Source organism: Empedobacter sp. UBA3239 (assembly GCF_002362875.1).
Lineage (GTDB): Bacteria > Bacteroidota > Bacteroidia > Flavobacteriales > Weeksellaceae > Empedobacter > Empedobacter falsenii_B.
On record NZ_DEVJ01000042.1, the window covers coordinates 40,352 to 61,941 of the forward strand.

General features: G+C 28.5%; 24 protein-coding genes. 18 read left to right on the forward strand and 6 right to left on the reverse strand.

Annotated features, from left to right (window positions below; translation table 11 throughout):
* Positions 1 to 16: 16 nt before the first annotated feature.
* The 5 genes from radA to B4G36_RS05850 are packed head-to-tail and all read left to right on the forward strand — an operon-like array spanning position 17 to position 3,426.
* Complete coding sequence (gene radA / locus B4G36_RS05830) at positions 17 to 1,381, forward strand: DNA repair protein RadA (RefSeq protein WP_125349136.1); 1,365 nt, start codon at positions 17 to 19, stop codon at positions 1,379 to 1,381.
* A 5-nt stretch (positions 1,382 to 1,386) separates the two neighbouring features.
* Positions 1,387 to 2,043, forward strand: a complete 657-nt coding sequence (locus B4G36_RS05835) for an acyltransferase (protein ID WP_291062689.1) — start codon at positions 1,387 to 1,389, stop codon at positions 2,041 to 2,043.
* Positions 2,044 to 2,097: 54 nt separating this feature from the next.
* Positions 2,098 to 2,475 (forward strand): CD225/dispanin family protein, encoded by a 378-nt coding sequence (locus B4G36_RS05840; RefSeq protein ID WP_291062690.1) that lies wholly within the window; start codon positions 2,098 to 2,100, stop codon positions 2,473 to 2,475.
* Between the two features lie 4 nt (positions 2,476 to 2,479).
* Entirely contained in the window at positions 2,480 to 2,890 is a 411-nt protein-coding gene (locus tag B4G36_RS05845) for a DUF2752 domain-containing protein (RefSeq protein WP_291062692.1), read from the forward strand.
* Positions 2,891 to 2,895: 5 nt separating this feature from the next.
* The gene (locus B4G36_RS05850) at positions 2,896 to 3,426 is read left to right on the forward strand and encodes a hypothetical protein (protein WP_291062694.1); all 531 of its coding nucleotides are present in this window, start codon (positions 2,896 to 2,898) and stop codon (positions 3,424 to 3,426) included.
* A gap of 18 nt (positions 3,427 to 3,444) precedes the next feature.
* Here B4G36_RS05850 and B4G36_RS05855 read toward each other — a convergent pair whose 3' ends face one another.
* Together B4G36_RS05855 and B4G36_RS05860 are read right to left on the reverse strand one after the other, a co-directional pair.
* Positions 3,445 to 5,202, reverse strand: a complete 1,758-nt coding sequence (locus B4G36_RS05855) for an Ig-like domain-containing protein (protein WP_291062696.1) — start codon at positions 5,200 to 5,202, stop codon at positions 3,445 to 3,447.
* 27 nt (positions 5,203 to 5,229) lie between these two features.
* Positions 5,230 to 5,895, reverse strand: a complete 666-nt coding sequence (locus B4G36_RS05860; RefSeq protein WP_286495686.1) for a ComF family protein — start codon at positions 5,893 to 5,895, stop codon at positions 5,230 to 5,232.
* 34 nt (positions 5,896 to 5,929) lie between these two features.
* Here B4G36_RS05860 and queD point away from each other — a divergent pair, with 34 nt between their 5' ends.
* Together queD and B4G36_RS05870 are read left to right on the forward strand one after the other, a co-directional pair.
* Positions 5,930 to 6,382, forward strand: a complete 453-nt coding sequence (queD, locus tag B4G36_RS05865) for a 6-carboxytetrahydropterin synthase QueD (RefSeq protein ID WP_221854031.1) — start codon at positions 5,930 to 5,932, stop codon at positions 6,380 to 6,382.
* Positions 6,358 to 7,185 carry a UDP-2,3-diacylglucosamine diphosphatase gene (locus tag B4G36_RS05870; RefSeq protein WP_291062699.1) on the forward strand — a complete coding sequence of 276 codons (828 nt, stop codon included), beginning with the start codon at positions 6,358 to 6,360 and terminating at the stop codon, positions 7,183 to 7,185. The genes queD and B4G36_RS05870 overlap by 25 nt, the downstream gene beginning before the upstream one ends.
* Here the strand turns inward: B4G36_RS05870 and B4G36_RS05875 are convergent.
* Positions 7,120 to 8,010, reverse strand: coding sequence for a DUF6427 family protein (locus tag B4G36_RS05875; protein ID WP_291062701.1), 891 nt, complete (start codon positions 8,008 to 8,010; stop codon positions 7,120 to 7,122). The two genes, B4G36_RS05870 and B4G36_RS05875, sit on opposite strands and share 66 nt — an antisense overlap.
* Positions 8,011 to 8,103: 93 nt before the next feature.
* Between B4G36_RS05875 and B4G36_RS05880 the strand changes: the two genes are divergently transcribed.
* The 9 genes from B4G36_RS05880 to B4G36_RS05920 all read left to right on the forward strand — a co-directional run bounded on the left by B4G36_RS05880 (position 8,104) and on the right by B4G36_RS05920 (position 15,910).
* Positions 8,104 to 8,292: a hypothetical protein gene (locus B4G36_RS05880; protein ID WP_286486631.1), complete on the forward strand. Its 189-nt coding sequence runs from the start codon at positions 8,104 to 8,106 to the stop codon at positions 8,290 to 8,292.
* Positions 8,293 to 8,431: 139 nt separating this feature from the next.
* Positions 8,432 to 9,361 carry a hypothetical protein gene (locus B4G36_RS05885; protein ID WP_291062702.1) on the forward strand — a complete coding sequence of 310 codons (930 nt, stop codon included), beginning with the start codon at positions 8,432 to 8,434 and terminating at the stop codon, positions 9,359 to 9,361.
* A gap of 11 nt (positions 9,362 to 9,372) precedes the next feature.
* Positions 9,373 to 9,921, forward strand: a complete 549-nt coding sequence (locus B4G36_RS05890) for a hypothetical protein (RefSeq protein WP_159154756.1) — start codon at positions 9,373 to 9,375, stop codon at positions 9,919 to 9,921.
* Positions 9,922 to 9,950: 29 nt separating this feature from the next.
* A complete protein-coding gene (locus B4G36_RS05895; protein WP_159154757.1) occupies positions 9,951 to 11,273 on the forward strand; it encodes a flippase in 1,323 nt (440 codons plus the stop codon).
* An 11-nt stretch (positions 11,274 to 11,284) separates the two neighbouring features.
* On the forward strand, positions 11,285 to 12,397 hold the full coding sequence (gene glf / locus B4G36_RS05900) for a UDP-galactopyranose mutase (protein WP_291062706.1): 1,113 nt from the start codon (positions 11,285 to 11,287) through the stop codon (positions 12,395 to 12,397).
* Positions 12,390 to 13,166, forward strand: coding sequence for a DUF4422 domain-containing protein (locus B4G36_RS05905; RefSeq protein WP_159154759.1), 777 nt, complete (start codon positions 12,390 to 12,392; stop codon positions 13,164 to 13,166). Before glf ends, B4G36_RS05905 begins: the two co-directional genes overlap by 8 nt.
* 25 nt (positions 13,167 to 13,191) lie before the next feature.
* Complete coding sequence (locus B4G36_RS05910) at positions 13,192 to 13,974, forward strand: glycosyltransferase family 2 protein (RefSeq protein WP_291062708.1); 783 nt, start codon at positions 13,192 to 13,194, stop codon at positions 13,972 to 13,974.
* Positions 13,975 to 13,981: 7 nt separating this feature from the next.
* Positions 13,982 to 14,659: an acyltransferase gene (locus tag B4G36_RS05915; RefSeq protein ID WP_291062710.1), complete on the forward strand. Its 678-nt coding sequence runs from the start codon at positions 13,982 to 13,984 to the stop codon at positions 14,657 to 14,659.
* A 3-nt stretch (positions 14,660 to 14,662) separates the two neighbouring features.
* Positions 14,663 to 15,910 (forward strand): O-antigen ligase family protein, encoded by a 1,248-nt coding sequence (locus tag B4G36_RS05920; protein ID WP_159154762.1) that lies wholly within the window; start codon positions 14,663 to 14,665, stop codon positions 15,908 to 15,910.
* A gap of 71 nt (positions 15,911 to 15,981) precedes the next feature.
* Here B4G36_RS05920 and B4G36_RS05925 read toward each other — a convergent pair whose 3' ends face one another.
* The gene (locus B4G36_RS05925; RefSeq protein ID WP_159154763.1) at positions 15,982 to 17,106 is read right to left on the reverse strand and encodes a glycosyltransferase family 4 protein; all 1,125 of its coding nucleotides are present in this window, start codon (positions 17,104 to 17,106) and stop codon (positions 15,982 to 15,984) included.
* A 107-nt stretch (positions 17,107 to 17,213) separates the two neighbouring features.
* On the opposite strand from B4G36_RS05925, the gene B4G36_RS05930 reads away from it, so the two are divergent.
* Together B4G36_RS05930 and B4G36_RS05935 are read left to right on the forward strand one after the other, a co-directional pair.
* Positions 17,214 to 18,296, forward strand: coding sequence for a DUF1972 domain-containing protein (locus B4G36_RS05930; protein WP_159154764.1), 1,083 nt, complete (start codon positions 17,214 to 17,216; stop codon positions 18,294 to 18,296).
* Positions 18,277 to 19,551 (forward strand): O-antigen ligase family protein, encoded by a 1,275-nt coding sequence (locus B4G36_RS05935; protein WP_171622939.1) that lies wholly within the window; start codon positions 18,277 to 18,279, stop codon positions 19,549 to 19,551. The genes B4G36_RS05930 and B4G36_RS05935 overlap by 20 nt, the downstream gene beginning before the upstream one ends.
* Here the strand turns inward: B4G36_RS05935 and B4G36_RS05940 are convergent.
* Positions 19,544 to 20,971, reverse strand: a complete 1,428-nt coding sequence (locus tag B4G36_RS05940) for an exopolysaccharide biosynthesis polyprenyl glycosylphosphotransferase (protein ID WP_291062715.1) — start codon at positions 20,969 to 20,971, stop codon at positions 19,544 to 19,546. The genes B4G36_RS05935 and B4G36_RS05940 overlap by 8 nt on opposite strands.
* A gap of 327 nt (positions 20,972 to 21,298) precedes the next feature.
* Positions 21,299 to 21,590 (reverse strand): hypothetical protein (locus B4G36_RS05945; RefSeq protein WP_291062717.1); only part of this gene is annotated, 292 nt, incomplete at its 5' end.

Here is a 21,590-nt window from a genome sequence, read left to right on the forward strand (position 1 = left end):
GTCTAAATTTGAAGCTATGGCTAAAACAAAAACTACATATTTCTGCCAAAACTGTGGCACGCAAACCGCGCAATGGATGGGACAATGCAAAAGTTGTGGCGAATGGAATACCATTGTTGAAGAAATTGTAGACAAAGGCGACGAAAAAAAATCGTGGAAAGATAAATCGGACAAAAAAGAGAAAACGTTTGCCCTGAATATTCGCGAAATAAATCCATTAGGAGAAATAAGAATTTCAACGAAAAACCAAGAATTAGACCGAGTTTTAGGAGGCGGAATTGTTCCTGGATCAGTGATTTTAGTTGGTGGAGAACCTGGTGTTGGAAAATCGACATTGATGTTGCAAGTTGCCTTAAAGTTAGATACGATTAAAATCTTGTATGTATCTGGAGAAGAATCTGTTTCGCAAGTAAAACTTCGTGCTGAACGAATCGGAATTGAATCGGATCAATGTTTTATTTTACCCGAAACCAATACGCAAAAAATATTTGCTCACGCCAAAGAAATTCAACCTCAACTGATTGTTGTCGATTCTGTACAAACGCTTCAAACCACTTATGTAGAGTCTTCTCCAGGAAGTATTTCGCAAATTCGAGAAACAACTTTTGAGCTAATTCAGTACGCAAAAGAAACCAACACACCGATTATTTTAATTGGTCATATTACGAAAGAAGGTGTGATTGCTGGACCAAAAATCTTAGAACACATGGTAGATGTTGTGTTGCAATTTGAAGGCGATCGCAACCATATTTATCGAATTTTACGTGCAAATAAAAACCGTTTTGGCTCAACTGCCGAAATTGGAATTTATGAAATGCAAGGAGCGGGTTTGCGCGAAGTCACAAATCCGTCAGAAGTATTAATTACCAAAAAAGATGAATTACTAAGCGGAAATGCAATTGCAGCAACTTTAGAAGGTGTTCGCCCGATGTTGATTGAAATTCAAGCTTTGGTTTCTACGGCAGTTTATGGAACTCCACAACGTACTGCTACTGGTTTTGATGCCAAACGATTGAATATGTTGTTGGCAGTTTTAGAAAAACGTGCTGGGTTCAGACTGAATATGAAAGATGTTTTCTTGAATATTACAGGCGGAATTCGAGTGGATGATCCTGCAATTGATTTAGCTGTTATTGCGGCAATTCTTTCGTCAAGCGAAGATTCTGCTGTTCCTGATAATTGTTGTTTTGCGGGAGAGGTTGGGTTGAGTGGAGAAATAAGAGCTGTAAATCGTGTTGAACAACGCATTACCGAAGCTGAAAAATTAGGTTTTGATGCAATTTTTGTCTCAAAATACAATAAAATAAAAGATACAGATTTTGGAATTCGAATCGTTAGAATATCTAAAGTTGAAGATTTATATCGAATGTTATTTCAATAATTTTTATGAAGAATATTTTTAAAATTAGTTTTATCAAAACTATTATTTTCAATTTTGTCTATTTTAAATTTAGTCAAGCAATTAAATTCCCTGTAATAATTAGCTCTAATTTTCGTTTAAAATCTCTCTCTGGTAAGGTTAATATTCCTGAAAATTCTTCTTTTGGGTTGATTAAACTTGGTTTTGGTGATATTTCTATTTTTGACAGAAAATTATCAAAAGGAATTTGGGAAAATAATGGAATAATAAATTTTAAAGGTCGTACAAATATTGGTCATGGTTCAAAAATTTCTGTAGGAATAGAAGGTAAATTAACTTTTGGAGAAAATTTTAATATTACTGCTGAATCATCTATTGTTTGTTATAATGAGGTCTCTTTTGGTCATAATTGTTTGTTATCATGGGACATACTTATTATGGATACTGATTTTCATAAAATTTACAACCAAAATAATGAAATGATTAATCCTGACAAATCTGTAAAAATTGGTCATGATGTTTGGGTTTGTAACAAAGTTCAAATTCTGAAAGGTGTATTAATTGCTGATGGATGTATTGTTGGAAGTAATACTGTTGTAAGTAAGTCTTTACCAATAAAAAATGCCATATACAGTGGGAATATAAATTCTCCTATTAAAGAAAATATTTCTTGGAAAATTTAACACATTGATTAATCATAATTTTCATATTTTTAGACAAATAAAAACACTCTAATTATGGATTATTCATATCAATCTAATCAAGATTTTAATCAACCACAACAATCTTCTTTTGAAGAAATTAAACCGAAACCAGAAAATAACCTTGTCTTGGCCATCATCGGAACTATTTTAGGGCTTTGTTCTCCTTGTTGCATCGGTACTATTGTAGGTATTATTGCAATTGTTTTTGCAAATCAAGTGAATACAAAACACAATATTGGCGATTATACAGGTGCTGAACAAGCAGCTAAGAATTCTAAATTATTAGCTTATGTTGCAATTGGTTTAGGCGTAATTGGTGTTATTATCAATGTTGTGATGTTAATTACAGGAGGTATGGATGCTTATATGGAGCAATATAAAAGTATTTTAGAAAGCTCTAACGGAAATTAATCATATGATAAAACGGATTTTGGTTTATGGATTAGCTACGCTTTTGCCAATTTTGGTAATCGTCTATTTTTATAGTTATTACAGCAACCAAAGTCCGTTTTCTATCAAATGTATGTTTCATGAAATAACAGGTTTATGGTGTCCTGGCTGTGGTGGTCAACGTGCTTTTTCCTTGCTTGTTAACGGGCATTTTTTACAATCGTTACGCTACAATCTTATTTTGCCTTTTGCACTTTACATTTGTGTACAATTGTATTATGCGATTGTTGAAAATATTTTTTTAGGAAAACCAATGTCAGGCAAATTACATCTTCCCGAAAGTTTTGCTAGAAATTTCTTAATCTTCCTTTTGGTTTATTCTATTTTGAGAAACATTCCTCTTTCACCTTTTATATATTTGGCACCAGAAAGTTAGAAAATATGGGATTAGATACAGTTGAATTAATCATGGAATTTGAAAATCATTTCAATATTCGTTTTAAAGATGAAGATATTCAGCAAATAAGTCGAGTTGGGGAAATTTCAAACCTAATTTGTCAAATGATTGATATTACTTCCGAAAACAAAGAAGAATTTAATTCACTTTATACTTTATTTCAGGATTATTTTGGAAATCATATTCAACTAGCAGATAAAATATCAAATTACTTACAAATAAATAACTTTCAAGATTTAAGCAATTTTTTAAATCTAAAAATTAAAAATTATTCTAATATTTTAAAATATATTTTCTTAGATTATCATTTTATTAAATGGGAAGAACTTACTGTTGAAGAGTTTATCAATGCAATTTTAATTACAAATTGTAAACATCTTTTTGATAACAATTCACCTAAAACTCAATATCAAGTTTATTTAATTGTAGGAAGTATTATTTTGGACAGAATAGGTTGTCCAGTTTATGACATACAACCATACGCAAGTATTACGAGAAATTTGCGAATTGACTAAATAAAAAAAATCAGAGAACTATTCCTCTGATTTCTTATTTACTGTTCGTGGATTTTGACGCTCCTCGCCTTCTTTCAATTCTCCTCGACGTATTCTATTTTTGTCCGAATCTTTATCATCATTTGGTAAAGAAACGGGTTGATTTGCCTCTCCTAAAACCCATGTTTCGGTCGCATCCCACATCGCTCTAATTTTGATTGGCTCTGGATACAAATAAATTGGTTCGGGTTGTTTACCTGATAAATAATCGCCTGTATCCCATTTTCCATTTTCGTTTTCATCAACCAATAAGCGGAACAAATATTCTCCTGGCTCAATAAAATTGAACTCAAAATAGTTTTTATTTGCTGGATTATAGATTTCTTCAATCACTGTAAAATCTTTATCAGTCTTTAAAAACTGTAAAATAAATGGTTTGGATGGTGTATTTTGAAGCGTTAATTTCAAATGTCCGAAATCGCCTCGTGTTCCCATTTTTATAGGATATGCAAGTGTATCATTCTTCTCTCCCAACACATCTGTCAATGCATTTGGATAGAGATTTACTTCAAATTTTTCGTCTAAATTTTTCTCAAAAGCAAAATTCAAGTTCTGTGCATTCACTGTATCAATCGAAACTTTGAATGGAATTGAAACCGTATCCTTAAATACATAAATTTTAGATAAATCTAATGATTTTATTGGTGCATTTGCCTGAATTTTAAATGGTTTATTTGGTGCTAATTTTTGATCATTTAATGCTTTAAATTCTAATTTTCGTTCTGTATTCGATTTTGAATATAATGCACTTACTTCATCTATTTGATCTTTATGTTGAACCTTGAAATTCAATTTTGCGCTTCTTCCTGTAATGGTATCAACCTTTGGATTGAACCAAAAATTAATCGAATCTTGTTTTGGAAACTTCTGAATATAAGCCGTTTTAAATTCTTTCCCAACCGGCGTTATCGTAACATCATCCGTTGCACCTGTCGTTTTAAAAACAATTAAACCTTCTTGTTTAAAACTCGCTTCAGGTTTACGATAAGCTGGTTTTTGATTGAATAAATTCAAGTTGATTTGTTGATTCGAATTCAGCTCAATTGGTTCGTTATGAAAAGCCAAACGCTCTTTCCCATAATCGTACATCACATTTTCTACCATATCCTCAAAAGCAATTAATTTATATTTGCCCGAAGCCAAATAATTTAATTGATATTCTCCTTTATCATTGGCTCTCGCAATGTAATATGGTTTCTTTTGCAGAATGATACTGTCTTTGTATGCACTATCAACTTTATATAGCCCGACCAATATCTTTTCTGGCCCTTTGAAATCATAAGACGAATTTACACGACCTGTTACCTTCAACGAATCAATAAAACTACCTGTCGAAAAAACATATTGAAAGTTTGACAACTTATTATTTTCATTAAAATCTTGAATCGCATCTCCAAAATTGAAACTATATGTCGTATTTGGCAACAATGGTTCTTGAAATTTAATCGAAATATATTTCTTCGCTAAAGCTTGCGGCGTCACAATTGGCGGAATTTGAAACGATGGCGAAACAACCACATTTTTACTGTATTCTTTCAGAAGAATATACTCATCAAAGTTGATTGTAGCCTCTTGCAAATTAAGATCTACATTCGTAGCCAATGTATCTGGATCAGCTTTTAGGAAAACTGGCGGAGTTTCATCTTTAGGTCCTCCCGTTGGTGAACCTTGTCTTGCACAAGAAATAACCGTCAAAATGGTTAACATCAAAAGCGAAAAACGTGTCGTCTTATTCATGGGCGCAAGTTAAGAAAAAGCTTGTTATTAAGCACAAGCAATGGTAATTACACTTATCTTAAAATTTTCTGAAAGATTAAACTTTTTTATTGCCGATGCAATTGTTGCACCAGTTGTTAAGACATCATCAATCAAAATATAATGTCCAGGTTTAAGATTTGGATTGATTTCAAACGCATCTTTCAAGTTATCCAATCGGTGTTTTTTGTCTTCATTTACTTGAGATGAATTGTATTTAGTTCGGATTAATCCATCCGAAAAATAATTTATCTGGTTGATTTCTGCCAACGTTCGTGCAAAATTTTCTACTTGATTGTAGCCTCTTGTTTTCAATCGTTTTGAATGCAATGGAATCGGAATAATTCCGTCATAATCACTCAAATCAAACTTAATCATCTGCGCTAAATCAATTCCAATTTCTGGGCGATTTCTATATTTCATTTCATGTAAAATAGCTTGCGTGGTGTTATGATGTTTAAATTCTAACAAAGAAAAAGCGTTTTCAACTTCGCAAAAATTTCTCAATTTATCATAAGCTCGATTATTTTGATCGAAATTAAAATGTGTGAAAACGAGTTTTGTTGAACACGAAACACACAGAAATTGCGAAGCTTGAATGACGTCTTGGCAATCCAAACAACGCATCGGAAAAAATAAATCAACCAAAGAATTTACGATTGTTTTGATTTCCATTACCTTTGCAAATTAAAGTTTAGTACTAAATTTAATGAAAATCATTCGACTTACAAAAGCTTTTACGTTCGAAACTGCACATGCATTGCATGGTTATGACGGAAAGTGTAAAAATATACATGGGCATTCGTACAAATTATTTGTAACTGTGAAAGGAACACCTTCTGAAGACACAACCGATGTGAAACTTGGAATGGTGATGGATTTTGGGGATTTGAAAAAAATTGTGAACAAAGAAATTGTTGATCTTTTTGATCACGCTATTTTATTGAACGAAAATTCACCTCACAAAATATTAGGTGAAAAATTATTAGCAGAAGGACACAATGTTGTTTTTACAGATTATCAACCGTCTGCTGAAAACATGATTTTGTGGATTGTGGATAAAATCAAACCTCTTTTACCAGCGAATATCGATTTGGTTGCTTTGAAATTACACGAAACTGAAAATTCTTATGCAGAATGGTTAGCGGAGGACAACCAATAAACATTCAGTTAGAACCTGGTAAAAAAGCCTATTTTTCTTCGGATCATCATTTTGGTGCTCCGAATGAAAAAGATAGTTTGGTGCGCGAAAAATTGTTTGTAAAATGGCTTGACGAAATAAAAGACGATTGTGGTGTTTTGTTTTTGATTGGCGATTTATTCGATTTTTGGTTCGAATATAAACATGTTGTTCCAAAAGGATTTGTGCGTGTTTTAGGAAAATTAGCCGAAATTTCTGATCGCGGAATTCCAATTTATTTCTTTGTTGGAAACCATGATTTATGGATGAAAGATTATTTGGAAGAACAAATAAACGCAATTGTTTTTCGAGATAAGCAGGATTTTATCATCAATGGAAAAGAATTTTTTATTGTACATGGAGATGGAAAAGGACCTGGTGATAAAGGCTACAAACGCATGAAAAAGGTTTTTACAAACAAAGTTTGTCAATTCCTTTTTTATCTACTTCATCCCGATTTGGCAATGTGGTTGGGAATTACAGCTTCGCGAAAAAATAAAATGATTTCAGGAGACGAAGATGTTAATTTCTTAGGCGTTGACAACGAATGGTTAATCATGTATAGCCGCAAGCAATTGCATCGAAAATACTACGATTATCTAGTTTACGGACATCGACATTTACCAATGGAAATTGCTATAGGCAAAGCACGTCACATCAATCTTGGCGATTGGATTAACTACTTTACTTATGGTGTTTTTGATGGAAAAGAATTCGAATTAAAAACTTACCTCCGTAATCAAGGAGAAGAATCTCGGGATTCTATCATAAAAATTATAAATTAGCAAGCAAATCATAAAAACCCAAAGAAATGCCTCTTTTAGCCATTCTATTTTGGGTTTGCTTTCGCTAAAGTATCTTGTCAACATCAACATAATGCTAAAACCTAAAAAAGCAAGATAAGCATCGTTATTTCCTCCGTAAAGAATATACGTAATCAGCATTGTTCCAAACATAAAATGCATCAACAAAAAGATACGTTTCTTTTGTGCTGTCAATTTATTCACATTCTTGAAATGATTGATAATTGAATAAATTAGAATAATTGCAATTGGAACTAAAAACAATTGTTTCCATTCGAAATGCACCATTGTAAACATTAATTGTTCTTTATAAAAATCGAACATAAAGTAATAATCGAGCAGAAAACTAACTTGAGCAACGATTAATATTGGAAGAATAAATCCTAGAAAACCAAGAATAGGAATTTTTGGTTCTACAACTCTTAAAGTCAAGAAATAAGTAAAAACTACAATTCCTAAGAAAATAAGTGGTGGACTTAATAAAATTGCAAAACTCATAAAAACGCCAATATCAAAAGCATTATATGTATCATTTTTTTCTGACTCAAAATAGAGTAATTGCACTGTTACATAAGTCACAAGCAACAAACTTCCAGCAATTCGATAATCTGATAAACCTGCAATAAAAGGCATTATCCACAAAATATAAGTAAACGTTGGATAGGAAGAAGTCGAAATTAAATCATTTGTATTGTCGATATACCCTACAAAAGCAATCGTCAAAATTGTCAGGACTACGCCTAATTTTTCTAAATTACTCAGATCAATACTGTTAAAATTAGTAACTCCAAGTAACGTAAACAGCACAATGATAAAAATCTGTATAAAAAAATTCCTTTTGTCAAGTAGATTAACCAACATTTTATTAACTTTGATGCAAATTAAGCAATAAACTAGAATATGGGAGTTATAACTGATTTATTTTTTGCGATTGGTGATATTTTCAAATGGACTTTTGAAAACTTATTATCTCCAATTGGTGTTATCTTTGGATGGTTATTTACATTCATCGGATGCGCATTACTGGGATGGTGGTTATATAAAATCGCTAGCTTTGGAACCGAAAATGAAAAAAGATACGAAAGATAATTTATCTTATATTGTATAAAATATATTTTCGAATTAATTCGAAAAACCTCTTATAAAATTTATAAGAGGTTTTTTTATAGGACTACAATAATATATTAAAAATATCGTTTTAAATACTCACGTAAAATAATATTATAGAATGTCAAATACTAATTTTGATAAAGAACTAGATTTAAATAATATAATCACTTCATTTAGAAAAAATATTCAATCTTGCATATATAATTTTATAAATATTATATTCACTAATATATTAAAAGTATTAATCTTAATTATTTTAGGTATTGGTATAGGGGTTTTTCTTAATCATTACTTTACTAAACGAGTTTCAAAACTTATTGTTTTATCAAACAATAATAGTGTTGAGTACTTATATTCAAAAATTCAAAATTTACAATCTAATCTTAGCGATCCAAAAGCCAAGAAGTTTGTTATGAACATTAATCATGTTGAGATTACACCAATTGTAGATGTATATAAATTTACTGGAGCGAGGGAAAGTAATCTAGAAACCTTAAAAATGTATGCTGAGGATGGAGATATCATGAAAATGACAGAGGATAAGAATTTCATTAAAAATTATGACTCACATATTATTTCAATCAGTAATGGAAAAAATTTAGTTAGTGAAAAAACGATTAATGAGATCATTCATTATTTAAATAATGACCTTTTTTACAAAGAGTTATTAAAAATTTCTAAAGAAAATTATTTAAATAAAATTAAGCAAAATGAATTGTTAATTCAACAAATAGACATATTAATTGCTAAGTATAATACACAAGACAATAAAGGAGGACAACTTCTATATAATAATGAAAATTTACAATTAAATGATTTACTAAAAACAAAGGTTGATTTATTTAATGAAAATAATAATATTAAAATAAAATTAGTCGAAACAAAAAATACGATTAATTTATTGTCTTATGATTTGAATACCATCGTAAAACCAAAAGTAAATTTTATTTTATTCCTACCTATTTTATTACTATTTTTTTACTTTACGTTTATTTACATTTCGTTATTTTATAAAAACTTTAAAGAAACAACAGTCGCACAAAATTAATATATAATACAATGAATACTAAAAGATTAGTTATACTAGCTTCTTTTTTCTTAGCAACATACTCTTGTAATGATAAGAAAGAAAGATCAAAAGAATCAGATGGTTCAACAGAAGCTGCAGCCATTGTGCCTGGAATAAAAGTAACTGTTAATGCAATTGTTCCTCAATCAGATACGTTACAAATATATTACAGGTTGAATCCTACAGAAGATTATATCTCAAAACAATCTGTTAATGCAATTGTAAATGGAAGTGATTCTGCACAAAATATAATTTTTAACATTCCTGGCAATGATAAAATTACTGATTTTAGATTAGACATTGGAAATAATAAAAATCAGGGAAATATTCAATTCAAAAGTTTCAGAATGGAGTTAAACGGGAAATCATTCGTCACAAATGATACTATGTTTATTCAATACTTCAATCCTAATGATCAAATTGAATACGACAGAAAAACTTCCACAGCTAAAATAGTAAAAGGAAAGTCGGAGACTTACGATCCTCTGTTTATCCCAAGAGCACCCCTTAGTGAAGAAATTAACAAATTGTACAAATAATATTGACCTCCTGATGGAGGTTTTATTTTATGCGAAATAATAATAAAAAATTAGCAAAAAATGCTTCTTACTTAATAATCGTACAGCTTGTAAATCTTGCTTTACCATTTATTTCTTTACCTATAATTTCTCGAATTTTAGGCGTTGAGAATTTTGGTCTAATTAATTATGCAATAGCCTTTGTTAATTATTTTATTTTGTTAATAGATTATAGTTTTAATTTTACTGCAACTAGGCTAGTCATACAAAAATTGGATAAACCAAAAGAAGTTGAGAAGATTTTTAATCAAATACTTTCTACTAAAATTGTTTTATTTTTAATATCAACCTGTTTGTTCCTCATTATTATATACCTCGTTGAGCTTAATCACACTACAAAAATATTAATGAGTATAACATTTTTATATACAATTTCTACTGTTTTGAATAATAACTGGATGTACCAAGCTTTCCAAAATTTAAGTAAAGTAGCAATTTTTAGTCTTATAAATAAATTAACGTTTACAATATTAATATTATATTTCGTTCAGAAAAAAGACGATTTAATTATTTATTCTCTTATTTATAGCCTTACAGCTATTATAACTTCTGCCTTATCGTTTTACTACATTGTCAAAAATTATTCAATAAAATTTTCCTTTGTACGTGTAAAGGAAATATTGAACATTTTACAGAAAGAACATCTCGTTTTTCTTTCTCTCATCGTCATAAGTTGTTATACAACATCTAATATTATCATTTTAGGCATTACATCTTCAGCAACTGAAATAGGCTTATTTAGTTCTTCTGAAAAGATAATTGTCTTAATTACTACTATTCTAAATATTTCCTTTTCCCAAGCATTGTACCCTTATATTACCCAATCTTTTAATACAAGTAAAGAATTAGGAATCAACAAAGTTCAAAAGATTCTTCCCATCACAACCTCAATGGTTGCCATCTGTTGCTGCTTTACATTTATTCTTTCAGATTTTATTGTAAACATCCTGTATGGAACAGAATTTACTTCTGCAATCTTTTTAATTAAAGTCATGATAATAATCCCTATATTTATTAGCTTTAGTAATATGTTTGGTATACAGCTAATGTTAAATTTAAAATTAGATAAACAATTATTAATAATTACTTGTATAGGAGCATTTTTAGGAATTACATCAAACTTTATCTTAAGCAGTAAATTTCATGCGCTAGGAACATGTATTAGTTGGATTATTTCTGAATTCTTTATAACATTATTCATGTATATAATTTTAAGAAAGAATGGTATAAATCCTATTAATCTAAACTACTATCATCCGGCTTTTATCAAAACACAATTTAAAAGTTTATTGATGACTATTGTAAAAAAATGAATTAATATATCATGAAAAAAATTTTAATTGTTGGCGCTGGTTTTTCAGGAGCTGTCGTTGCAGAAAGATTATCACAACAAGCAAATTATAAAATACTGATCTTAGAATCTAGAGATCATATTGGAGGAAATTGTTATACAGAAAGAGATTCTGAAACAAATATTATGGAGCATAAATATGGTCCCCACATTTTTAATACGGATAATAAACATGTCTGGGACTATATTCAAAATTTCTGCAAAATGAAGCCTTTTGTTAATAGAGTAAAGTCTATTTATAATGGTAATGTATATTCATTACCTATTAATTTGCATACTATAAATCAATATTATAACAAAACGTTAAGTCCTGTAGAAGCTAAATTGTTTATTGAAAAAATTGCTGACAGATCAATTGAGAATCCATCAAATTTTGAAGAACAAGCGCTCAAATTTATTGGGAAAGACCTTTATAAAGCCTTTTTTTATGGTTATACAAAGAAACAATGGGGGTGTGAACCAAAGGATTTACCTGCTTCCATCTTAAAAAGATTACCCGTTCGATTTAATTACGATGATAACTACTACACAAATCCATATCAAGGAATTCCAAAAGACGGCTATACATCCATTTTTGAAAAAATGCTTACTCATCCAAGCATAGAAATTAAAACAAATACAAATTTTAATACAACTGATGATTATTCTGATTTCGATACAATCATATACACAGGTCCAATAGATGCATACTTTAATTTCAAACATGGGCGTTTATCATACCGAACTGTAGAATTTGAAAAACATATAACAACAGGAGATTATCAGGGAAATGCTGTCATCAATTATGCTGACCCTGAAGTTCCTTTTACAAGAATACACGAGCATAAACATTTTACTCCATGGGAAAGTCATGAAAAAACCATCTACTTTAAAGAATACAGCAAAGAAACCGGAGTAAACGATATTCCTTATTATCCAAAACGATTGAGTGATGATCTTCAAAAATTAGAATTGTACCAAGCCGAAATTGAAGAATTAAAAAATATCCATTTCATTGGAAGATTAGCTACATATCGTTATATGGATATGCATCAAGTGATTAAAGAAGCGTTGGATTTAAGTGAATTATTAATTAAAAATGGATAAAATAACAATATATACTGTTACACATAAGCAAGCACCTATTGTAGAAAATGATGTGTATAGACCTATACAGGTAGGAAGAAAAATTAATACAACCTTACCAGAATATATTGGAGATGATACTGGCGAAAATATTTCAAGTAAGAACCCTAATTTCTGCGAACTAACAGCTTTCTATTGGATTTGGAAAAATGATAAAGATTCTGATATCATTGGAATATCACATTATCGTCGATATTTTGATTTTAATTCGGCAAAACTTCAAAAACACATTACAGAAATTAGTAAAGACGATTCTAAAAAAGGTTTAAAACATATTTTTGAAGAAGCAAATACTAAGCAGATCATTTTATCCTTATTGCACAAGTATGACATTATTGTACCGCAAAAAAAACTTTGCAAAATAAATAGAATAACTCCAGCGTCCCTTGCTATGGATTACAAATTTACTCATCTTATAGAAGATTATAACATTATGATTGATGTTTTAAATGATCTTTTCGGAAATGATTTTGATTATGATATGTATTTCCGTAGACATTACTTTATCATCCATTACAATATGTTAATTGCAAAAAAGCAAGTTTTTATTGATTATTGTGAATGGTTATTTAAAATAATGGATGAATTAGAAAAAAGAATTCATATCAGCAGCTATACTTATCAAGCAAGAGTTTTTGGGTTTCTTTCTGAACGATTATTTACGCTTTACCTTCATCAAAAAAAATTAAAAACAAAGCACTTACCCATCTTATTTATTAACAATATATAAAATAATTATGTCGATATTATTATCTGTGATAATTGTAAACTATAACGGAAAAGATTATTTGGATAACTGTATACAATCAATTTATAACCAATTTTCTACCAAAAATATTGAAATTATAATTGTTGACAATAATTCTACAGATCAATCCGTTGCATTTATAAAGAATAGGTATAAGGATATTGTTTTAATAGAATCTAAACAAAATTTAGGTTTTGGAAAAGGAAATAATCTAGGTGTCAAAAATGCACAAGGTAAATACATTTTGTTACTGAATAATGACACCATACTTTTAGATAAAATCGATGATTGTATAACATATTTAGAAGATAATCATGACGTTGGTGTAATCGGAATAAATATGCTAAATGCGAAAAAAGAGTATTTACTAGCTGCAGGTAATTTTCCGAACGTTTTGAATTTAATAAGATTTAAAAAGCTTTTTAAATCAACTCCTGAATTTATTTCTGGAAATTTTTCTCAAAAATATTATGATGTCGATTGGTTAACTGGTTCTTTTTTAATGATGAAAAAAAATGTATATCAACAAATTAATGGATTTGATGAAGATTATTTTATGTATGTAGAAGACATTGACATTTGCAAAAAAATAGCTTCCATTAATTTAAAACGAATATTTATTGCGAACAAGAGTTACATCCATTTTGTTGGTTTTAACAGAGAAAAAAATAAATTTATTATAGAGGGGCTTAAGATATACATCAAGAAACATCATAAAAACTTTTTTGAGAATAGAATCCTTTCTTGTGCACTCATTTTGAGTAAAGTAATTAAATTTATTAAAAAGTAACAACAATATGTTTAAAAGGATATATCAAAATTTATTATTAAAATTTGGAAAGAATTATAAGCTAGATCCAAATATACCAGATCAATTAATCATTCAATTTTTACTGAATCGTCTAATCATGATTTTAAGAGGAATGATTATTTTAAGAAAAAAAACTTTTGTAGGTAAAAATTGTGTGTTTTTAAATAAAAAAGGGTTAAAGCTTGGAAAAAATATCACTTTTGAAGATTATGTAAAAATTGATGGATTTGCAAAAGAGAATGTAATTATAGGAAACAACTGTAAAATAGGAAAATTTTCATCAATTAGTTGTACAAGCCACATGTCCAAATATGGAAAAGGAATAATAATAGGAGATAACACATCATGTGGACAATTTTCAGAATTTGGCTCTGCCGGAGGTATTGTTATAGGTAATGATGTTATTATGGGGTCTTATATCAGTTTTCATTCGGAAAATCATAATTTTGACAACTCGAGTCTATTAATTAGAGAACAAGGCGTAACATCTAAAGGAATCGTTTTGGGGAACAATATTTGGGTCGGTGCAAAAGTAACTTTTTTAGACGGTGCAAAAGTAGGGAGTAATTGTGTGATTGCAGCAGGAGCTGTTGTGAACAAAGAATTTCCTGATGATGTTATTATTGGAGGTATTCCTGCAAAAATTATAAAGCAAATCAATTAAAACATGTCTACAATTAGAATCAATAATTTATTCACTCAAATTGCCTTTATTATCTATCTATTTGCAAGTAAGTATTTGTTTCTTGAACTATCTTATTTGATCGGATGTTTTTTTTTAATCATTTCCATATTGATTTATAAAAAAATAAATCAAACTATATTATTTACTGTTCTAGGGCTTATTACTATTGTTTGTATTGGTCTAATTTCTGGACTCCTGAATGATAACATTATACCGACGAAAGCATATTTGAAAGACTTTGTCTATTTTACAAAGCCAATTATTGTTCTAACGACCTCATTTATTTTAATAAAAAATACTTCTGACATTACTTTTTTTTCAAAAGCAATTATCTATTTTGCTATAATCACAGCTATTATTCATTTACTCGGTGTTTTATTTTATATTCCACAAATTGGATTTAGTGTCGCAGGATTAAGAAGTAGATTAGGATTAGGAAATAACATTGAAGTTTTTGCTTTTATTTTACTTTTAATCAATGATAAAAATTCTATTCTTTATGTTAATATTAAGAATAAATTGATCTTAATATTAATTTTATTTTTCTCTATCGCTTTCTATTTTTCACGTACTGATTTTATATTGTTAATCATTTTATGGATTGGCTTAAAAGGATATTATCGCCCTAAACTAAAAACTTTTTCCTTTTTAGCAATTTTCATCATTTTCACCAGTGTATTATTTTATTCATTAAGTTTTGTAAATGTTTCATATAAAAATCAAAATGGTATAAATTCTTTTATCTACAAAATAAAAAATACACCTAATGAAATGTTTCAATCCAAAATTGATAAAAATGATTTACGAGATTTATGGCACAATTGGCGCGCTTATGAGGCAAAAATGGCAATTGATCAGACCAATGGATTTAGAAATCAAATGATTGGTAATGGATTTGGCTCTTTAGTAGATTTAAAAATTGAAGCGGAATTAGGCGAGAGAATTAGGCGAATACCTATTCTTCACAACGGTTATATTTATATCTATTTTAAAACAGGTTATCTAGGCATTATTGCATATATCATGATTTTTATTCACCTGTTTATGATTGGTTTTATAAAAAAAGACAGTGAAAAGGAGCTACACTATTTTATAGCCTCACTAAGTTTATGTATATTTTTCACAACATTTGTAATTACTGGAATATATAATTCTTTTGATTTATTGCTCTTATATCTTGGAGGTATTCTCGCTCTTTACAGTAAAACTAAGTCTCTTGTAAAAGCTTAGAGGGATATCTAATAATGAAATCCTTCCGATATTTACAGATCAATTATTGTCAACTAAAATCACTTAAAAAATCAATAAATCTTGAAAATACTACTCCTATGCAATAGAGAATGTAACTCAACAGCAGATGCTTCCCATGTATATTTTTTAGATATTTCTGATTTTATTGATTTTAAATCAGATTGATTGTTCATAACAAATTCTTCAAAAATAGAAGATAATTTCTCCGTGTTAAAATCAATTAAATATGTTTTAAACATTCCAAAATCACTCAGGGCTGTTGCATTATTACATAATACTGGAATTTCAGCAGCTCCAGCTTCTAAAGGAGGTATACCAAAACCTTCGCATAAAGATGGATAAACAAAAAAGTCCGCCGCTTTATAAATATCAACTAAAAATTCGTTTTCTATTTGTTCAAAGTACTTAATTTTATTTTTTATAGAATGATCTAGAGAATTAAAATAAGTAGAAAACTCATCTGCTTCTAAAGACTTTTTTCCAACAAAAACTAATTGATACTCTTGATTTACTTTTTTAGTATTAACGAAAAGTTTTAATAATTGTAATTGATTTTTTCGAGGTTCTATCCTACTTACATAAAGGATATACTTCTTGATTTTATATTTGTCCTCTATAATTTTTTGGACCTGTGATTTATTATAATTCTTTAAAAATTTTTCATTTACTCCATTTGGAGTCGTATAAATATCTTCAAGATTTAAATTAAAATGAGTTGAAATTCTTTTTTTAGAATATTCGGAAACGGTTAATAAGAGATCACATTTTTTTGCGCTCCAGCCAAACAATATTCTTCTTGATAATCGATAAAAAAAAGGAAAATCTTTTTTAAAATCTAAAAATAAAACATCATGAATGGTATTGATGTATTTACATTTTTGATTAGCTTTTCTAAAAGGTATAATGTACTGAAAATGCATATAATCATAATTCCTTGATAATTCTGCATATTCAGTAAACATACGTTTCCATTTGTTTTTCTCTTTAAAGACATAAAAACCTATCGTTGGAAAATCTCTGAATTCATTTTTTAATTCATCCGTCAAATCATCTATTCCATAAGTTATTTTTATACTTTTATCTAAAACTGATAATGCTTTATACAACTCGGTGATATATGTTCTTGTTCCCTGATATTCTCTATTTAGCAAATATCCATCAACAAATATTTTCATTCTTTAAACTTATTCTGCTAAACTATGACATTTTATTTAAACTCTTCTTTTTATCATTATTCTACTTTATAAAATTTACTTACTTTTATACACTTTTATACATAAAAATGACTAAAATAGCGATCTTTGGAACAAGAGGAATTCCGAATTACCATGGTGGATTTGAACAATTTGCAGAATTTTTTGCCGTTTATTTAGCCAATAAAGGAGAGGATGTTTATGTTTATAATTCTTCCATACATCCATACAAAGAACAGACGTATAATGGTGTCAAATTAATTCATTGTAAAGATCCTGAAGATAAAATGGGTACTCCTGGTCAATTTATCTATGATTTGAATTGTATTTTAGATGCTCGTAAGCGAAATTTTGATGTTATTCTTCAACTCGGCTATACAAGCAGTACTATTTGGTGGTGGTTAATGCCTAAAACAGCAAAAATCATAACCAATATGGATGGACTAGAATGGAAACGGAGTAAATACTCAAAAAAAGTACAGCATTTTTTGAAATATGCTGAAAAATTAGGCGCTAAGCATTCAGACCACCTTGTAGCAGATTCTTTAGGCATACAAAGCTATCTGAGAAATAAATATAACAAAGCATCAACTTACATTGCTTATGGCGCAGATGTTTTTACAACACCTGATGAATCTATCTTGAATAAATATCAAATAAAAAAAGGGGAATATAGCTTATTGATTGCGCGGTTCGAGCCAGAAAATAATCTCGAGATGATTTTAGACGGTGTATCAATCTCTTCGAAAAAAGAAACCTTTTTAGTCATCGGAAAACACGAAACGGCTTATGGAGAGTTTTTAAAAAACAAATATAAAGCCTTCTCAAATATTATTTTTACAGGAGGAATATACAACTTCGAAGAATTAAATAATATTCGCTATTATTCACGTTTGTATTTTCATGGACATTCCGTTGGAGGAACAAATCCGTCTCTTTTAGAAGCTATGGCTTCTAATTGTTTAATATGTGCTAACGATAATCAATTTAATAAAGGAGTACTGAAAAAAAATGCTTTTTATTTTTCTGATTCAAAAGATGTTAATCAGCTTTATACACATTTAGAAAAAGAGAATGAATTAGAAAAAATTCATCAAAATATAAATGCAATTCAAAACGAATTTAGTTGGGAGATAATAAATGAGAAATATTATGAACTTATTAAACAATAATATAATTACTAAAAGAAAATTTATAATTTTCGCCTTTTTATTGTGCCTTATTACTTTACCCTTTAAAAAATTAGGTTTTAATAATGTCGCCACTATTTTATTTGTTTTGGCATGTATTATAAATTATAAAGATTTAAAATTTACAAAAAATACTTTACTATTTCTTCCTATATTCTACTTCATATTATGTGTTTGTTCTTTATTTTGGACCATTGATATGTCCTCTTCATTAAAAGCTATTCCTAAAGAAGTAGGCTTATTTATTTTCCCTTTACTTTTTCTTTTTATTAAAAATTTTAGTCAAAAAGAGATACATAGAATAATGCTGTACTTCAGTTATTCTATGGCTATATATTGTATTTATTTACTTCTGAATTCTTTGATAAAGTATTTAGATGTTCATGATATAAATGTCTTTTTTTACCATGAATTAGTTACTCTAGAAGTCAATGCAATTTATATATCAGTTATCTTGGCTTTTGCATTTTTGTATCTTATTGTGAATCATCTGAAACGATGGTTTGATTTTGCTTCTGCAATATTACTTTTTATTCTAATTGTTTTACTCTCTTCAAAAAACATTATTATTATAACCGTATTCTTATCAATTTTAAGTTTTTTCCTTTTTAAAAAGAGAATACAAGTAAAAAAATTAACCCTTTTTATTGGGCTTGCTAGTATTTTATGTGTCCCATTTGCAAGTAAAATTATAGAACGTTTCAAAGCAGAATTCGTTGATGTTGATAATAACATTATTATGGAGGATGGAGTAGAAAATATTTCAATAAAAAATGCGTGGATACAAGAAGATTTTTCTAAAAACAGTTATTTTACCGGAACATCAATAAGGGTTTACCAACTTCGATTACTAGTAGAGTTTATACAAGAAACTCCTGTCGTCTTTTTTTCCGGTATGGGCATTAATGCTACTCAAGAAAAAATTAGAACAAAACAACAAGAAAGAGGTTATCTCGAGTATTTTGGTAATTTAAATTTTCATAATCAATTCCTACAATCTCATGCAGAATTAGGAATTTTAGGACTTATAATACTTTTGTCAATGTTAGGAAGTTCTTTTTATATAGCTATCAAAAATAGGGATTATAACTTTTTTTGTTTTGCAGTTCTAATGAGCAGTTTATGCATAACAGAATCTATTTTTAGTAGAAATAGAGGTGTGATGATTTTTATTCTTTTTTATTCTTTATATCATCAGCTTTATATAAAAAAAATATCCGATAAAAAATTTAAATAGCATTTTCATCTCCTTTAACAACTAACATAATTGTTTGGTAAATGATCTGTATGTCCAATAAATATGACCAATTACGTACATAATACACATCTGTTCTAATTCGCTTTTCCATGTCCTCATCAGAATCTATAGCTCCTCTATAACCTTTTATCTGAGAGAGACCTGTAATACCGGGCTTCACATAATGTCTAATATTATATCGATTGATTATATCTCTATAATAATGGTCTTGAGAAATCATATGCGGGCGTGGTCCTACAATAGACATATCTCCTTTCAAGACATTTATAAACTGAGGTAACTCGTCTAAACTTGTTTTCCGTAAAAACTTACCAATTTTTGTAACACGGGGATCATTTCTTTCGGTAGCTTTTATAGAATTATACTTCGTATCTATCATTGTACGGAATTTATAACAATCGAATTCTACTCCATTCAAGCCATTTCTTTTCTGTACAAATAATATATCTCCTTTAGAATCTAGATAAATCAATAATGCAATAATAGGAAACAGCCAACTCAACAAAAAGACACACACTAAACTTGCAAAAATAATGTCAAAAATATTTTTGATGATTTGATTAAATTTCAAATCAAGAGGAAACCTCTTCACTTCAAAAATAGGCAGAGTATCTATATAGACCACTTTCAATTCAGTAATTCCATTATATATTGAATCTGGAATATAAGATACATTTATTAGGTTCAATTCAGATAGACTCGCTATCTTATAAGTTAATTCTTTGCTCATTTCCCCTTTCTGTGAAATAAAAATCTTATTTATTTTATTTTCTGTAATATATTTTCTAAAATCTACTCCTTTAATCTTCAAGCAAAATTCATTATAGTGAATATCACTATTTCTTATCTCTTCATATAGTTTTATTCCTAAATCACTTCGTTCTTTCAAAAGACTGATAAACTTATTCGTATTATCATTTTTATCAATGATTAATATGTTCGCTAAATTTTGCCCTTTAAGGTGCAACTTTCTATAATAAATAAAAATCAGCAGGCGGGAAACTATTCCTATTGAAAAAAGTGCAAAGATATAGGCTATTCCTAATTGAGGAGAATATAAATCAGATGTTTTCAAACCAGAAATTGCAAATACAGCTACCGAAAAAAATAAAATTTGATAAATTATTTTTTTAAGGATGTCAACAAATTTTATCCTTCTTTGCACTTCATATAAAGAAACATTCTTTGCTATTAAAAACCAAATGACTAAAAATAACAAAAGTGCTTTATAATGAGATTTAAAAAGTTCAAAAAAAGTTGGTATTCTTTCTAAAGAATAGTCTTCCGTCCAAAAATATTGATATTGCAATTTCAAAAAAATGAAAAAGAAAATAATTAATGTTCCAATATCAATAAACTCTTGAAAAAAATAAAATTTTACATGTTTTCTTTGTTGCATTTCATTAATTAAATTATAGAAAATTTTCAATTAATACAAATTCTATAATAGATAGAATAGTTTTTTGTCTTAAGAACGCAAAAAAATCTCTTTTCTTATAAATTCTATTGCATAAATTATAATTCAATAATTCCCTACTTCTAGCTTTAAAAATATATTTTTCTTAATTCTTGTACATTTTGAATTATAATTCGTCAGTTTGAGTAGTTTTAAGAAATAATACTTTGATAAACTCAGTACAAGAATGAATAAAAATAGTATCGAGAATAGAATTTTATCTGTTCATTTGTAATAGATAGTTTGTTGCATAAAAACACATATGATACACTACCCCATATTCAAAAGATAAATATTATTTACTTTTTTTAAAATTTTAAACTTAGAGTTAAACCATTTATCTTTTATTATTTCATCATCTAAAACAGATAAATAGATGATTTTATTAGGTTCATCAAACATCCAATCTTCAAATTTATAAACATATAGGTATATTCCTTTTTTATAAGGGTTATATAAAGTATATTCTTGAGATTTTAAATTATTATTTGAAATGTAATAAATAGATTCTTTTAATTGAATCACTTCTTTAGCTGTTAATCCTGGATATCCTAACGAAAGT